Origin of the sequence: Dyadobacter subterraneus (genome assembly GCF_015221875.1) — a bacterium.
GTDB classification, from domain to species: Bacteria; Bacteroidota; Bacteroidia; order Cytophagales; family Spirosomataceae; genus Dyadobacter; species Dyadobacter subterraneus.
On record NZ_JACYGY010000002.1, the window covers coordinates 150313 to 166555 of the forward strand.

12 protein-coding genes are annotated in these 16243 nt (G+C 40.2%); 7 read left to right on the plus strand and 5 right to left on the minus strand.

Annotated elements, in window-relative coordinates; all coding sequences use genetic code 11:
• The first annotated feature begins 118 nt into the window (after positions 1-118).
• From IEE83_RS25970 to IEE83_RS25990, 5 genes are all read left to right on the plus strand, one after another.
• Complete coding sequence (locus tag IEE83_RS25970; protein WP_194123672.1) at positions 119-700, plus strand: LemA family protein; 582 nt, start codon at positions 119-121, stop codon at positions 698-700.
• A 66-nt stretch (positions 701-766) separates the two neighbouring features.
• A complete protein-coding gene (locus IEE83_RS25975) occupies positions 767-1204 on the plus strand; it encodes a TPM domain-containing protein (RefSeq protein ID WP_194123673.1) in 438 nt (145 codons plus the stop codon).
• Between the two features lie 8 nt (positions 1205-1212).
• Positions 1213-1992, plus strand: a complete 780-nt coding sequence (locus IEE83_RS25980) for a TPM domain-containing protein (RefSeq protein ID WP_194123674.1) — start codon at positions 1213-1215, stop codon at positions 1990-1992.
• Positions 1993-2194: 202 nt separating this feature from the next.
• Complete coding sequence (locus IEE83_RS25985; protein WP_194123675.1) at positions 2195-3103, plus strand: DUF8428 domain-containing protein; 909 nt, start codon at positions 2195-2197, stop codon at positions 3101-3103.
• Positions 3104-3343: 240 nt separating this feature from the next.
• Positions 3344-4834, plus strand: a complete 1491-nt coding sequence (locus IEE83_RS25990; RefSeq protein WP_194123676.1) for a peptide MFS transporter — start codon at positions 3344-3346, stop codon at positions 4832-4834.
• A gap of 30 nt (positions 4835-4864) precedes the next feature.
• On the opposite strand, the gene IEE83_RS25995 is transcribed toward IEE83_RS25990, so the two are convergent.
• On the minus strand, positions 4865-6514 hold the full coding sequence (locus IEE83_RS25995) for a M28 family metallopeptidase (RefSeq protein WP_194123677.1): 1650 nt from the start codon (positions 6512-6514) through the stop codon (positions 4865-4867).
• A gap of 163 nt (positions 6515-6677) precedes the next feature.
• Here IEE83_RS25995 and IEE83_RS26000 point away from each other — a divergent pair, with 163 nt between their 5' ends.
• Complete coding sequence (locus IEE83_RS26000; RefSeq protein WP_194123678.1) at positions 6678-8726, plus strand: M13 family metallopeptidase; 2049 nt, start codon at positions 6678-6680, stop codon at positions 8724-8726.
• Between the two features lie 88 nt (positions 8727-8814).
• Here IEE83_RS26000 and IEE83_RS26005 read toward each other — a convergent pair whose 3' ends face one another.
• From IEE83_RS26005 to IEE83_RS26020, 4 genes are all read right to left on the minus strand, one after another.
• On the minus strand, positions 8815-9978 hold the full coding sequence (locus IEE83_RS26005) for an AraC family transcriptional regulator (protein ID WP_194123679.1): 1164 nt from the start codon (positions 9976-9978) through the stop codon (positions 8815-8817).
• Between the two features lie 73 nt (positions 9979-10051).
• A complete protein-coding gene (locus IEE83_RS26010; protein WP_194123680.1) occupies positions 10052-11302 on the minus strand; it encodes an MFS transporter in 1251 nt (416 codons plus the stop codon).
• 59 nt (positions 11303-11361) lie between these two features.
• A complete protein-coding gene (locus tag IEE83_RS26015; RefSeq protein ID WP_194123681.1) occupies positions 11362-12192 on the minus strand; it encodes an ROK family protein in 831 nt (276 codons plus the stop codon).
• Positions 12193-12317: 125 nt separating this feature from the next.
• Complete coding sequence (locus IEE83_RS26020) at positions 12318-14912, minus strand: family 20 glycosylhydrolase (protein WP_194123682.1); 2595 nt, start codon at positions 14910-14912, stop codon at positions 12318-12320.
• A gap of 180 nt (positions 14913-15092) precedes the next feature.
• Between IEE83_RS26020 and IEE83_RS26025 the strand changes: the two genes are divergently transcribed.
• On the plus strand, positions 15093-16199 hold the full coding sequence (locus IEE83_RS26025; RefSeq protein WP_194123683.1) for an acyltransferase family protein: 1107 nt from the start codon (positions 15093-15095) through the stop codon (positions 16197-16199).
• The last annotated feature ends 44 nt before the right edge of the window (positions 16200-16243 follow it).

Sequence of the window (16243 nt, forward strand, 5' to 3'; positions counted from 1 at the left end):
TCATCATTGGTTAAGGCGTTGCATAATGCCCCGTTACCGATTATGTAGTTTTTCTTAAAGATTTTGCTAGCTTTGGTCAACTTTGGACCCAATCATTAACTCTAAATCAAATATTACAATGTCAAAAGGACTAATCGCAGTTGTTGTCATTCTCCTGATTTTCGGATTTGTTGGATGTGGCAAATATAATGGCCTGGTAGGTAAAGATGAAGTCGTGAAAGAATCATGGGCAAAAGTCGAAAGCCAGTACCAACGCCGCGCAGACCTTATCCCTAACCTGGTAAATACAGTAAAAGGTGCAGCTGATTTTGAAAAAAGTACTTTAACTGCCGTTATTGAAGCCCGCGCAAAAGCAACTTCAACAACAATCAACGCAGACCAGCTTACGCCTGAAAATATCAAAAACTTCCAGGGTGCACAAGATCAATTAAGCGGTGCTTTATCACGTCTTTTAGTATCAGTTGAAAAATATCCTGACCTGAAAGCAAACCAGAACTTTTTGGAACTTCAGGCACAATTGGAAGGAACTGAAAACCGTATCGCGGTTGCCCGTAACGACTTCAACGCAGTTGTAAAAGATTACAATCAGGAAGTACGTACTTTCCCAACCAATATTTTCGCCGGGGTATTCGGTTTCGCGCAGAAAGGTTACTTCACAGCCGCAGCCGGCTCTGAAAACGCTCCAACCGTCAAGTTCTAATATAAAGAGTTGGGTTTCCGAAAAATCCGGAAACCCGATTTTCAACTCTCAACTTTCAACTAATCCATGCCTGATTCACTTTTTTTCTCAGAAGAGGAACAAAAGCAAATTATTGCTGCAATTCAGGAAGCTGAAAAACAAACTTCTGGTGAAGTTAAAGTGCATATTGAAAAAAAATGTGAAACCGAAGATGTTCTGGAAAGAGCAAAAGAGGTATTCGGACTTTTGAAAATGCACGCAACGGCTGAACAGAACGGAGTACTTTTTTACCTTGCTTACGAAGACCGGAAATTTGCAGTTTTGGGAGATAAAGGTATCAATGAAAAAGTTGGAGCTGATTTTTGGAACAGCACCAAGGACTTGCTTCGCAGTTATTTCTCTCAAAGCAAATATACAGAAGGACTTTGTGCAGGAATAAAAGAAGCCGGTTTACAACTAAAAACTCATTTCCCATATCGCTCAGACGATGTTAATGAATTGCCTGACGATATTTCTTTCGGGTAAATATTCCTATGAAAAAATACATCATTTTTTCTTTTATGTTTTTATTTGTCCTTTGCCGCGTTGTGGCTCAGGATGTACCGGCGAAGCCAAATCCACCTCGTCTGGTGAATGATTTTGCCAAGCAGCTGAACCCAACGGAAATCAGTGCGCTTGAACAAAAACTGGATGCCTACAATGATTCCACTTCTTCACAGATCGCCATTGTGGTTGTCCCTACAACCGGAGATTATCCAATCGCTGATTATGCGCTGAAACTCGGAAGAGAATGGGGCGTTGGGGGGAAAGGTAAAAATAACGGTATCGTAATTCTTTGGGCTTCTACCGATAGAAAAATTTATATCAGTACAGGTTACGGAATGGAAGGTGCAGTACCTGACGCGATCGCGAAAAGGATCATTACCCAGGTAATGACACCGGAATTTAAAAATGGTATGTATTATCGCGGCCTTGATAAAGGCGTCGATATGATTATCAAATATGCGACAGGAGAATATAAAGCGGATGCAAAACAAGTAGATGATGGTGAAAGTGGTGGTACTTCACCGTTATTAATTCTGGTTGTTGTTTTCATCATTATAGTTTTCATCATTTCACGTAATAAAGGCGGCGGAGGCGGTGGTTTCCGCAATATGGGCGGTGGACCTATTTTCTTTCCATATACAACACATTCAAGTGGTGGAAGCTCGTCAGGAAACTGGGGCGGTGGTTTTGGAGGAGGAGATGGTGGTGGCTTCGGCGGATTTGGTGGTGGTAGTTTTGGTGGTGGAGGAGCCGGAGGGGATTACTAATTGCGGAATTATTCGTCATTTTTTAATAAAAAGCGGTATCCCGTTTTTAGTCTAAAATATAAAATCAAATAGAAAACCGTTCAAAGTCAGGTACTTCGAACGGTTTTTTGCGTTTAAGATATCCAATGAGCTCAAACGTATACTCTGGCACAGTTATTTAATAGAACATTTACAAGAATAAGTTTAACCTAAATTAAATGTTATGGAGAATAAGAATAATACAGGCCTTGTTATTGGCTTAATCATTATGACCGTTGTTGCTGCCGTTTTTGGATATCTATACTATCAGGAACGGAACATCACAACAAAACAGGAAGCAGATTTGGAAGTTCGTGTGAATGAACTGGCAATGAACGAGATCAAACTCGATTCCATTTCAAAACAACTTGATGCAAAAATTATTGAAGTACAAGGACTTGGCGGAAACATTGAAGAACTCCAAAAAGCCAAAGCTGATTTAGAAAAAGATCGTGCAGCATTACGCAAAGGCACAATTACACTAGGAAACAAAATCAAGGAATACGAAACATTCCTTACTAAAAAAGACGAAGAAATTGCACAGCTGAGAGAAGAAAACCAACAGCTGATCAGTAAAACTGAGACGTTGACTCAGGAAAAAGCGGAGTTGGAAACCAGCAAAAAAGCTGTTTCAGATTCACTTTCAGGTGTAGTAACAAAAAATGCGGAATTGGAATCCAAAGTTACAATGGCTGCCGCTCTGCGTGCACGTAACGTAAAAGTGTATGCAATTTCATCAAAAGGAAAAGTTCGTGAGGGAGAAAATGTAAAATCGAAACGTATTGATAAGATTCGTGTAGACTTTATCCTTGAAAAAAATCCGTTGACTCAAACAGACAGCAAAAAAATATATCTGCGCGTGATTGATCCAAGCGGTGCAACAATCGCTGATGACGCAACTGGTTCCGGCAAATTTGATTTTAACGGTCAGGAACAAGGTTATACGATCAGCCAGGATGTGCTTTACAGCAATAACAACCAGGATGTGAGTATCCTGTATGATAGAAATGCCGCTTTCAAATCCGGAACGTATACAATTGAATTGTATTCAGAAGGATTTCAGGTTGGACAAGGATCATTTTCTGTGAAGTAAAATAGTTGATAGTTAATCAAAGCCGGAGAACAGGATTTATAACCTTGTTCTCCGGCTTTTTTATGCCAAAGAAAATAAATGTAGCACGTAATCAGTTTATTTTATTACAGCCTCAATCTAAAAACCCGAAATAATTGCTTAAACAAATAAATGTTTAAAATTTGGTCATAATTCCTATCTTGCGCTATTAAAACCACCTGGCACGAGCGTATTGCCAAATAAAATACTTCTATTTTCTTTATGACTTCGACTCTATCACAGAAGCACCCTCGCGGTCTTTATGTTTTGTTTTTTGCTGAAATGTGGGAGCGTTTCAGTTTTTATGGCATGCGGGCCATTCTTCTGCTTTTTCTTTTGGATAATGTCAGAGGCGGTATGGGTCTTGAAGCCGCCGAAGCTGCTGCTGTTTATGGATTATACACTTCTTCGGTTTACTTATTAACACTTCCTGGCGGCTGGCTGGCCGACAATATTCTTGGACAAAAGAAGGCGATCTGGTATGGCGGGATTGTCATTATGATCGGTCATATTATTCTCGCAATTCCGGGAGGCACCGGTATCTTTTTTATTGGTTTAATCACTGTGGCTATCGGAACAGGGTTACTGAAAGCCAATATCAGTTCAATTGTTGGTGAATTATACCCGGAAGGCGGTGCAAGACGCGATGCAGCCTTTTCCATTTTTTATATGGGAATAAATCTCGGTTCGGTATTAGGGATTACAATTGTAGGATTTCTAGGTCAGAAAATTAACTGGCACATGGGCTTTGGCGCAGCTGCTGTCGGCATGTTACTTGGGCTGACTGTTTTCCGTTATGGAAGCAAAAAATATCTGCAAGGTTTTGGAGAAGTTCCAGCCGCCAAAATCAGTACTCCCGCATCTGTTGCGAAATCTGGTTCAGATAAAAAACTTGGTTATGGTCTTGTTGCCATGCTGGTTTTATTCCTATCGGCCTTACAATTAAAAGGATACATCGATATGACCACCGCTCAGGGTCTCGCGCAAGGAGCAGGTATTATCATCGTAACCGTTTCTTTGTTCTACTTCATTTATATCCTCGTTGCAGGAGGATTAGATCCGGTTGAAAGAAAAAGAATTTATGTATTAATCGTTTTCTTCCTTGCCGCAGCAATATTCTGGTCTGGATTTGAGCAAGCGGGTTCTTCCCTTCAGATTTTTGCAGAACGCTATACACAGCGTACTTTTGGTGGTTGGGAAATGCCTTCAAGCTGGTTCCAGAATTTCAACGGGACTTTCATATTGATTTTTGCCCCGGTTATGGCAAGTTTGTGGATTTATCTTTCTGCCAAAGGAATAAACCCGGCGACGCCGATTAAATTTGCCATCGCACTGTTACTTGTAGGAACCGGATTTTTTATCATGGAAATGGCATCTAAAATTGCTGTAACCGGCCAGTTGGCTTCTCCCCTGTTTTTGACATTTACCTATCTGACACATACAATTGGCGAGCTTTGTCTGAGTCCGGTTGGGTTGAGTTCTTATACCAAACTGGCACCAAAACGTTATGTCAGCCAGTTAATGGGCGTCTGGTTTGTGGCTGCTTCACTTGGAAACCTTATCGCAGGTTTGTTTGCAGGTGGTTTTGATGAAGAAAATTTACAGCAAATGCCGGCATTATTCCATCAGGTAACCTTATTCTCTGTTGGATTCGGATTACTACTGTTGTTATTCTGGAAACCGGTAAAAAACTGGATGGGCGGAATTCAGTAGTTAGCTGTTAGCTCAAAGTTATGAACAATGTTATTTCCCCATTGACTTATCCCGGACCGCTTTAAATTCCGAACCCTTTTTCCAGCCCGGAAAAGTCGCTTCGTTACTTAAACTATACCCCACATTGAATAGCAATTGCATGTCTTCTATAATTCCTGATATATCCCAAGAAGGAGAATATTCATCGGCTGGCGAATGATACCTGTTATCGTTATACTCTTTTTTCTGCGCTTCTCCCCACGCCTCTCCATGCTCCACAGAAACTGAACCGTTTTCAATATATAATGCAGGAATTCCAACTTTTGCAAAATTGAAATGATCAGAACGGAAATACCAACCGCCCGATGGATCCGGTTCGCCACGTGTGGTACGTCCTTGCCTTGCCGCAGCTTCCTCGGCATAATCATCCAGATCGGATTGTCCTTTTCCTACCAAAATGATATCTTTCATTTTCCCGAAAGGCTGCAAAACATCCATATTGATATCAGCGACGGTTTTATTGACAGGATAAACCGGATGCGAGGTATAGTATTCTGATCCCAGCAAACCTTGTTCTTCCGCTGTAACAGATAAAAACAAAATCGACCTTGAAGGCTTTTTACTAAGTTTGGTAAAGGCACTGGCAATTTCCAGTAAAGCCGCAGTTCCAGATGCATTATCAGCAGCACCGTTATAAATCGAATCACCTTTGATTGCTTCACCCTTTCCAAAATGATCCCAGTGTGCAGAATAAATTATGTATTCATCCTTACGATCTGTTCCTGGCAAAAGTGCCAATACGTTATTAGAAGTTGATTTTTTAATTTTATTATTGATAACAAGCGATGTTTTTAAATTCAGAGGAACCGGTTTAAATCCTTTTTTCCCCGCCTGGATAAGCAAAGTATCCGAAACTCCGGCAAGCTGAAATAATTTCTTAGCTGATTCAGAAGTAATCCAGCCTTCCATATTGGCTCTTGACATATTATTATCTTCCGAATCCAGATACAATTTTGATTTTGACCAACCACTTCTAACAACGGCCCAGCCATAACTCGCAGGTTTGGTATCATGAATGATCAAAACTCCCGCAGCACCCTGACGTGCCGCTTCCTCAAATTTGTAAGTCCAGCGACCATAATAAGTCATGGTTTTTCCTTTGAACAAAGTACTATCCACAAAACCCGGATCATTCACCATCACCACAACCGTTTTCCCTTTCACATCCAGTCCCTCATAATCATTCCAGCCATATTCAGGTGCTACAATTCCGTAACCGGCAAAAATCAGATCCGAATTTTCAACCTTAACCTGATCCTGTACACGTCTGGAAGCGGCAACAAAATCATCCAAATATTTCAGCGTTACATTTCCTTTTTTATTTTTTATAACAAGTGATCCGGAAGGTTTTGACATAATATCAACCATCGGGACTTTTTGAAAAAAACTATCTCCATTACCCGGTTTCAAGCCCAGTTTTTCAAATTCAGTTTTCAAATACTGAATCGTTTTTTCTTCACCGGTTGAAAATGGCTTTCTGCCTTCCAGTGAATCCGAAGCCAAAACAGCGATTTGTTGTGAAAAAACCTTACCGTCAATCGGCGATAAGGGTACATCCCTTTCCGATTTTTCAGCTTTTTTACAACCAGTGAGAACCAGACCAAAAAGGGCGGCGTAACAGAGAATGTCTTTTATTTTCATTTGATAAGCGATAAAGTGTTTAGAAAATTTCTGTCGGGACACAGAAACCATACTACTTTTTGTTAAACGATAAAGATAAACCGATCATCATTATGTTAATAAACTTATTTGTTTAAATAATTACATTTGCTTACATAGTATAATCAACAGCAAATTATTTAATATGAAATCAGCTTTTTTGAAATGGTCTGTGATGGCGTCCTTAGTCGTTGTCTGTGCATCCTGTAACAAAGAAAAAGACAAAGAATCCACAACTGAAAAAGTCCCGGGATTTTCCCTAACATCACTTGACTCAACCGTTAAAGCCTGTGATGATTTCGACACGTATGTCAACGGAGGATGGAAAAAACTCAATCCAATTCCGGGAACAGAAAGTCGCTGGGGTGCTTTTGGTATTTTGGATAAAGAAAATAAGGAAGTAAGATTAAAGGGAATCATTCAGGAAATTACGGATAATAAAGACCGCAAAAAGGGAAGTGAAGAACAGCAGATTGCAGATTATTATCAATCTTTTCTTGATACTGTAACTGTTGAAAAACGTGGTATTGAGCCATTGAAACCTTACCTTGATAAAATTGAAGCTGTAAAATCGCTGAAAGATCTTGCCTCAGTTACCGGAGAATTACAAAAAGTTGGTGTTTCTACCGTTCTTGGTTTTGGTGTTGAAGGTGATTTAAAAAACAGCAAAATGAATGTGCTGTATGAAGGACAGGACGGATTGAGTCTGGGTGAAAAAAGTTACTATGAAAGAACAGATTCCAGCACCGTAAAAGTGCGCAATGAATTTGTGAAACACGTGGATAACATGTTTGGTTTTGCCGGTTTTAAAGATCCGAATCCTGGAAGAACAATATTGGATTTTGAAACGAAGGTTGCCAAATTGCAATTAACAAATGTAGAACTTCGTGATCCTGTTAAAACATATAACAAGACTGCTTTTAAAGATTTCAAATTGTTGGCTCCTGATTTTGATTTGCAGGAATTTGCAGACAAGCAGGATATTAAAACAGATACGGTCATTGTACAAAATACCGCTTACCTGAAAGGTGTAAATGCCTTGTTAAAAGCAACACCTTTGGCCACATTGAAATTATATACCCGCTGGCAGTTGCTTTCAACCTTTGCCGGATATCTTCCAAAAAGTTTTGACAAAGAAGATTTCCACTTTTTCAGCACAGTAATGCGTGGTACTAAACAGCAAAGAGCACGTACTGAACGCGCAATTAGATCAACCGATGGGCTTTTGGGAATGCCGTTAGGAAAACTTTTCTCAAAGAAATATTTCCCGGAAGAAGACAAAAAGAAAGTGTCTGAAATGATTGAAAACGTGCGCAGCGTTTACGGTGAACGAATTGACAAACTTACCTGGATGAGCGATTCAACAAAGGCGAGAGCGCACAAAAAACTAAAAGCATTTACGTACAAAATCGGTTATCCTGACAAATGGAAGAATTATTCTTCTATTGAAATTGCTCCTGATAAATTGTTTGAAAATGTGATTTCAGCTTCTTTATTCCAACATAAAGAAAGTGTCAAAAAAATTGGAAAAGAAGTTGACAAGAGTGAGTGGTTGATGACGCCGCAAACAGTGAATGCCTATTACAATCCTTTGAACAACGAGGTTGTTTTCCCGGCTGGAATTTTACAGCCGCCATTTTACAACAGAAACGCTGACGATGCGATCAATTATGGTGGTATTATCGCAGTTATCGGTCATGAATTTACGCACGGATTTGACGATCAGGGATCTCAGTTTGATGAAGAAGGAAATCTTAAAAACTGGTGGACAGCTTCGGATCGTACTAATTTTGATAAATTGACAAAAAAATACATTGACTATTTCAGTGGAATTGAGGCATTACCAGGATTTAAAATCAATGGTGCTTTGACAATTGGGGAAAACGTAGCAGATTTAGGTGGATTAACGCTTGCTTACTACGCATTGGAAAAATCACTGAAAGGCAAACCGGAACCTGCACCGATCGACGGATTTACATGGAAACAGCGTTTTTTCCTTGGTTGGGGCCAAGTTTGGCATATGAATACCACAAATGAAGCCTTGCAAAATCAAATCCAGACGGATCCGCATGCACCGGCAAAAGATCGTATCAATGGTCCGCTACCGCATTTGAAAGAATTCCAGGATGCATGGAATTGTGGACCAGGAAGTAAAATGATTTTACCGGAAGCTTCGAGAATTGTGATTTGGTAGAAAAGCTTTTAATAAATTGGTTAAACAAAAACGGAGTCAGGTTTGAAAGCCTGACTCCGTTTTTGTTTTTAGTAAACATTTTTAACACTTATTTCCCGGCCAAATAGCGATTCCGGTATTCACTCGGATTGCACCCTTTTACCTGACGGAATTGTCTTGCTATATTTTTACTATCTGTTAATCCCATATCCAGCGCAATTTCAAAAACTGACATATCGGTATCCAGTAATTTTTGTGTGAATTTTTCAATTCTCAGATTATAGATGTACTTATAAATCGGATAACCCATGACTTCAATAAAGCGTTTTTCCAAAGCTCGTCTGGATAATGGCACCTGTTTTACCACTTCATCCACATGCAGGTTTTTATCAATATTCTGATGGATGTATTTTAACGATGCCGCAATGTGATCATCATTAGTAGCATAGATATCCGTTGAGTGTCGTGTGATTACCTGCGTTGGTTTTACGATAATGTCGTGAAAATCATGCATCCCGTTTTTGATCATATGATGCAATAATTTGGCTGCATCATATCCGCCTTTCTCTGCATCCTGACCAACACTTGACAGTGGCGGATCGGAGAATTCACAGATCATTTCGTCATTATCAACACCCAAAACTGCCATTTCTTCGGGTATCCGGATTCCATATAGTCGGCATGCTTCTGTGATATGCTGGCCTTGGTTATCATCACAAGCCATTAAAGCAATAGGTTTGGGAAGCGATTTAAGCCATTTTCCTATGGAATTGGGTTTGTAATACCAAAGCTCGGAAGGCCTTGCCATTTTATGTTCAAAAAAATGAACTTTGTAGCCCGCCCGCGTTACTCTTTCTTCAAATCCCTCGGCCCTTTCCTGCGACCAGACAATATCTTTAAATCCGTAAAAAGCGAAGTTTTTAAACCCTTTTTTCAAAAAATAATCCGCGCCCATGCCACCGGCTTCATGGTGTGCGCCGGTAATGTTGGGAATTTCATCAAAACGTTTTTTAAAATCCTGCGCAATTACCGGAATCCCGGCTTCTGTAATTTTTCCAATATTCGGATCATTGTAAAATTGCCCGATCATTCCATCGGCACCCCATTCCAGCGCCCATTTCAAAATACCTTCAATACCAACAGTTTCACGGTGAAAAAGCGGCATTCTGGTAAAAATCCATGGCCCATGTTCTCTGGAATATTTGGCAATACCCTTCAAAAGTGCCTTGCTGTATTCCTCGGCAAAATCAATCAGTAAGATAATTTTATACATAACAGATTGTGCGCTAATAAGCTCGAAATAATAGAATCCGGTTAGAATTTAAGAATTTTCTCCCACAATTTCCCTACGCAAATAATTCCTTAAAACTTTTAACCGTATCATTATTAACCAAAGGCTTCGCCCAAACGCCGATACTCAAAATATATCCAAGTGTTACAAGTAAGAAAAGCATGGCAAGTTTCAATCCGAACAATTCACCCAATCCACCGATGATCAGCGGCACAACAGCACCACCGGCAATTCCCGCACACAAAATTCCGGAAAATGTGCCATGATGATTGGGAACAGAATTAAGCGCCAGTGAAAAAATAACAGAATACATTACCGAGGCAAAAAAGCCGGTCAGTGCAAAAGCGTATAAGCTTACTTCCTTCGATCCGAAAAGAGCCGCCAGCAAAGAAATAATTGCCCCGATTGTGAAGAAAATTAATACTTTCCGGCTGTCGAGAAGTTTTAAAAGAATTAGTCCGAGGAAACATCCGATAGTCAATAAACCCCAGAAATAAGAGATAACCGAGGCGCCAATTGTAGCCGGATCCACATTGTGATAGGTTTGTAAAAATTTGGAAATCCAGTTCGCAATTCCCTGTTCCGTACCCACGTAAGCGAAAATTCCAAAAAAGAAAAGCAGCACGGATTTATTAGCAAGAAGCTCGGTAAAAGCTTTTCCCACATCAATTTTTTCATCTTCTTTCAGATCAACTTTCGGGAATTTCACCAAGGCAATAATCACAACCATCAGCAAAGAAATGACTGCAAAAACCCAGTAAAGTGATACCCATTTCAAATTTTCGGGAACGAGATTATTCAGAATATCAATCAGAAAACCCGAATTTGAAGAGTGTACATTGAGTACCAGATAACTATAAAGTAGCGGACTGAGGAAGGAAGCTGCTCCAAAAAATAACTGGGCAAGAACAGAATTAAAAGCAAATTTCTCCTCCCCGCCCGCTACCCGTAACAACGGATTGATCACGACCTGTAACATGGCCATACCAACACCTATGAGGAAAAGCGAAGACAAGGCAATTGAAAACCCCGGAATCACTGCAAAAAGCAATGCGCCGCCAAAAGAAAGAATAAAAGCCAATAGCAAAACCGTTTTTTCGCCATATTTCTCCACCATTAAACCTGCCGGAATCGACATCACGCCATAAGCCACGAAAAAAGCAAAGGGAAGAAAACCGGCCAATCCGATACTGAGATCAAAACTTTCAACAATGTCAGGAATGATTGGGCCTAAAATGTTGGTAAGGAAAGATATTACAAAGAAAATCAGTAATATCAGTATAACGATAAATGCATTTCGCTTCATAAGGTGGGTTTGAAAGGGTATACTTAACGGAATTGCAAGATACCATTGTCCGGTCAAGATTATTGATCCATTAGTGCCGCAGCGCCCAGCAGAGCAATATTTTCGTTTTCAGAAAGCAATAAGGTAAGACGTTTGATGGATTCGGGATAAGCAAAATCTTTCAGACTGTCCAGCATGCTGGTTTTGAAAAACCTGTGTGCTTTTGTCAAAGAACCACCCAAAATAATGGCTTCCGGATCATAGGTATACATGATCGTTTTGATTACAACACCCAAATGATTTCCAAATTCCTCCCAAATTTTTATGACTTTGGAATCGCCTTTTATCGCCGCTTCATGTGCATCAAAAGCATCCATTCCTAATGTATCTTCAAAAAAACGGTTGCAGACGTAATTTTCCAGAATGGAATCCCGGTAAGGCAGCATGCCAATTTCTCCGGCCCCACAATTATTTCCGGGATACAATTCATTATTAATAATTACACCTGATCCTATACCCGTCCCGATTGCCATCCCAACAACGGATTTGTATTTTTTTGCAGCACCAAAACGATGCTCTCCCAGGGTAAAACAGTTTACATCGTTATTGATTGAGACAGGAAGATTAAACTCTTTTTCAACAAGATCACGCAATGCAACCTCTTCCCACGACGGAATATTCATTACGTTGTAAACAATTCCTTTGTCCACATTCACCACAGAAGGTACACCAATACCAATTCCTTTAACCGGATATTTAGTGTAGGGACGAATTAAATCCATGAGCTGGGATAAGGTAGAGGAAAGTGATTCCTTGTTTTCAAGCAGCACATTACTCTGACTGGTAATGGATCCGCCCAATTCTATCCCGGCACGCATGTTGGTCCCACCGATATCTACGCCTATATTCATTAAAAAAACAGAAGTGATTAATTTTATTAGATATGCTTATTTAATAGTCTTTTTAGTGAGTATCGGGCTATCAGTTTTTGATCAATTTTTTAAAAATTAATCAAAAACTGATATTTAAATCCTGATTATTTTGCCTCAACAATACTTGAACGACTTGACTTGCCGGCCTTGTCAAAACTTTTCAATTTCACCGTTCCCGATACTTTTACGGGACTGCTATACAGGGCCGACTGAGCTGTTGGCTCGGAACCGTCCGTTGTATAACGAATGGCTAATCCCGGCAAATCTACATTTGCTTTCAGCATTCCGCCTTCAACAATTGCACCCGGCAACGGCAAACGATAATTGTATCCGCCGTTCAGATAACTCAATCTTGGAATTTCTTTTTGTGCAATAGAATTGGCAAAAACATTCCAGCCTGTTGCAATCGCTTTGTCGCGTGTTGTTTTGTCCTCAATCGTTTCCCAGCTTCTTTCCTTAGACCAGGCACTTTCCGAGAATCCTAACAATTTGGGCAGGATAGAGTATTCCATCATATCTCTTCCCTTAATCGTCTCACTCCAAAGTTCTGCTTCCAGACCAAGAATATTTTTTCTGGCTTCTGGTTTTAATTTCTCTTTGCCGACAAATTCTTCTTTCATCGGTTTTCCCATGCCTGTTGAAAATGTCGTTTTGAACATGTCAAAAGGGGCAAAAGCCCAGTTATCCCACGTATTTACAAAACCTGCCCAATACAATCCCGGCTCTTTCGGATCATTGTTGTAGGACATGTCGAAGTAGAAATTGGTAACATTACAAAGCACAACCTGATAGCCAGCATTTGCCAAACGATTACCTAAATCCACATCAAATACGTTGTTCCAGATATAGGGTACTACCTGCCGACCAGAAAATTCAGGATTTGCCAGATATTTTCCCGCAGGCGTTTTCGTAAGCGCGACTTCTTCCCAGCCATGGATTTTAAGACCACGTTTTTCCAAACGCGGTACCAGTCTTCTGAAAAAATAAGCCTGAAGATTTTTCGGACTTTTGATTTCAGGATTTTCCTTGATCAGTTTCGCAGCCATTGGAGAACCAGACCAGGCACCTTCTGCAACTTCATCTCCACCGGTATGGAATGTGTCCATCGTCAAACCTGCTTCCTTGTACATTTTCGCCATTTCATCCACCACTTTTTCAAAGAAATGGTAAGTCGATTCACGGCCAACACTTACAACGTTATCCTTATAAGCCTGCGCCGAAAGATAAACCGACTTGTCATCCGGATCGATCAAACGATATTCGTTGGCTTCTTTTTCCTTTCCTTCTTTCATCAAACGCTCATAACGTGCTTCCATGGATTTGATCGCAGCGCGGGCGTGTCCAGGAAAATTCAGTTCAGGAATAACCTTGATATGTCTGTCATTTGCATATTTCAAAATATCGATAAAATCTGCTTTGGTATAAAATCCGCTGCCATGTTTTCCTTCCGCGTTTGCAAACGGACCGGAACCATAAGAAGGATGCAAAACCGATGTTTTTATACTCGTTGTATGCTGGCGTTGTGCACCTACTTTCGTCAGTTCAGGCAGACCGTCAATTTCTACGCGCCAGCCTTCATCTTCGGTTGTATAAAATAAGAGGTGGTTAACTTTGTAAGTCGCCAATAAATCAATAATACGTTTTACAGATTCCTTCGTCTGGAAATTACGGCTTACATCCAGATGCAATCCGCGGAAATAGAAGCGTGGCGCGTCTTCAATTTGTGTAAAACCAAAGGCAATATTAGCAGCAGGTTTTTGATAAATCTCCAACGGAACAAGTGCCAGTAAACTTTGTATACCATAAAAAACACCAGCTGCATCACTTCCTGTAATGGTAATTCCACTGGCATTTATCCCAAGATTATATGCCTCGCGGGAAATGCCGTTAATCTGAATTTTTCCGGATTTAAGAATAATTCCGTTGGTTACACCCGTTGTTGGCAAACCACTTTGCGGCTGGTAATCTTTTCCGGTAAGTGTTTTTAATTTTTCACTTAAATATTTTGCCTCACCTTCAAGTCCGGCCTCAGCATAAATAGTCGTTTCGTTATTCAAACTAAAAGTGCCGGTGCCGTTCACAACTTTCACTGGTGCTGGGATAATCTTTTGAATCTGATCTGCACCCAAAGTTGACATCACCAGATTTTGATCGTAACGAAGTTCCGCAGTTGGAAGTGGTTCAAGATCCATTTTCCCTCGTAAAATCTGCTCTTTTGTAGTAAATGGTTCAACTTTGAAATCAGCAACCTCGACGATATCCTGCTCTTTTCCTTCATTGTCATAGAAAACAAAATACAATCCCATCGGTGCATCCGTTTCTTTAATCACACCTTCTGTTCCGGTATAATTAATAGTCATGGAATCACCTGAATTTAATTTGAAATCTTTGCCCGGTTTCAGTTTATACCAGTCGCCGTTGATATGTTCTACAATAGCAGGCTCAGGTGTTTTATTGGTTTGAATCGGTCTGGGCGACATGTTGAAAAACAAGGTCCAATTCTTATCATTCAGGGCAATATTACCTCCGTTTTTAATCGTGAATTTTGCCTGGAACATGCCATCTACATCCGTAAAGTTTGTGACCAGCTTCCAGGAAACGGCAATTTTCTGCGCTTCTTCTTTGGAAAATTTACCTGATGGACTGCATGCAGCCAGCAGCACGAACGAGGCAATAAATAATAAGAATGATTTCTTCATTTTGTAAGGTTAATGGATTCGTTAAGGATTTTTCAAAGTTATTTCCCGGAAATAAAATATCCCGCGTAATCGTATTTGTAATACTGCAAATTGAATAAAACATACCATTATAAAAAGGATTTCCTGACAAGATAGCCCTTAACATATTCCGCTCCGTATATAAATCTAAAAACGGAAAATATGATTAATCGCAGTGATGCCCCAACTCGCCTAGTTTCCCTGGACGCCATGCGTGGTTTTACCATTGCGCTGATGATCACGGTAAACTTTCCGGGGAGCGAAGAATATGTTTATGCCACTTTAAGTCATTCCAAATGGAACGGACTTACTTTCACAGATCTTGTCGCTCCTTTTTTCCTCTTTATTGTGGGCGTTTCCATTGTTTTTGCTTTTTCAAAAAAACTGGAAGATCAAAGTCCTAAAAACGAATTATATAAAAAGATCGTCATCCGGTCTTTAAAAATATTTGCCGTAGGCATGTTTCTAAACATGATGCCGGATTTCGATTTGATGCACTTACGATGGACCGGCACTTTGCACAGAATTGCGATCGTGTTTTTGATCTGCGCCATTTTATTTCTGAATACAAACTGGAAGCAACAGGCAATCATTGGCGTTACGATTTTGATTCTCTATTGTCTTGCGATGAATTTAATTCCAACACCGGGTTATGGAAAAGTAATGTTGGAACGCGGTATTAATCTCGCAGCCTGGGTTGATCAGCAATATTTACCCGGAAAAATGTGGCAGGGCACCTGGGATCCCGAAGGAATTCTAAGCACTTTTCCATCCATCGTAACAGGAATTACCGGAATGTTGGCGGGAGCATTAATGCTTACCAATTATTCCCAAACTGAAAAAGTAAGTTATCTGATGACCATCGGGCTTTTCACCGCGGCGGCCGGCTATTTCTGGGGACTTGGTTTTCCGGTGAATGAAAATATCTGGACAAGTTCTTTCGTCCTGGTTACTTCCGGTTTCGCTGCATTGCTTTTTGGTGCCCTATATTTTATAATTGATATTCTGGGTTATAAAAAAGGTACAAAACCCGGTATCATTTTCGGCGCAAATGCCATCACGATTTATGTTCTCGCCGATGTTTTTGCACTTTTCCTTTATCTCTTGCCTTTTGGTGAGAAAACATTAAATCAGCACTTTGTCGATACCTTCATTTCAGTCGGATTTGCTCCAAAACTGGCCAGTCTGATTTATGCTTTACTTTTCGTATCAATCAATTTTATACCCGCGCTGCTGCTTTACAGAAAAAAGATTTTCATCAAACTATAACCTGAATGAACCGGCAATAAATGACTGGTTACCAAATTATAAAT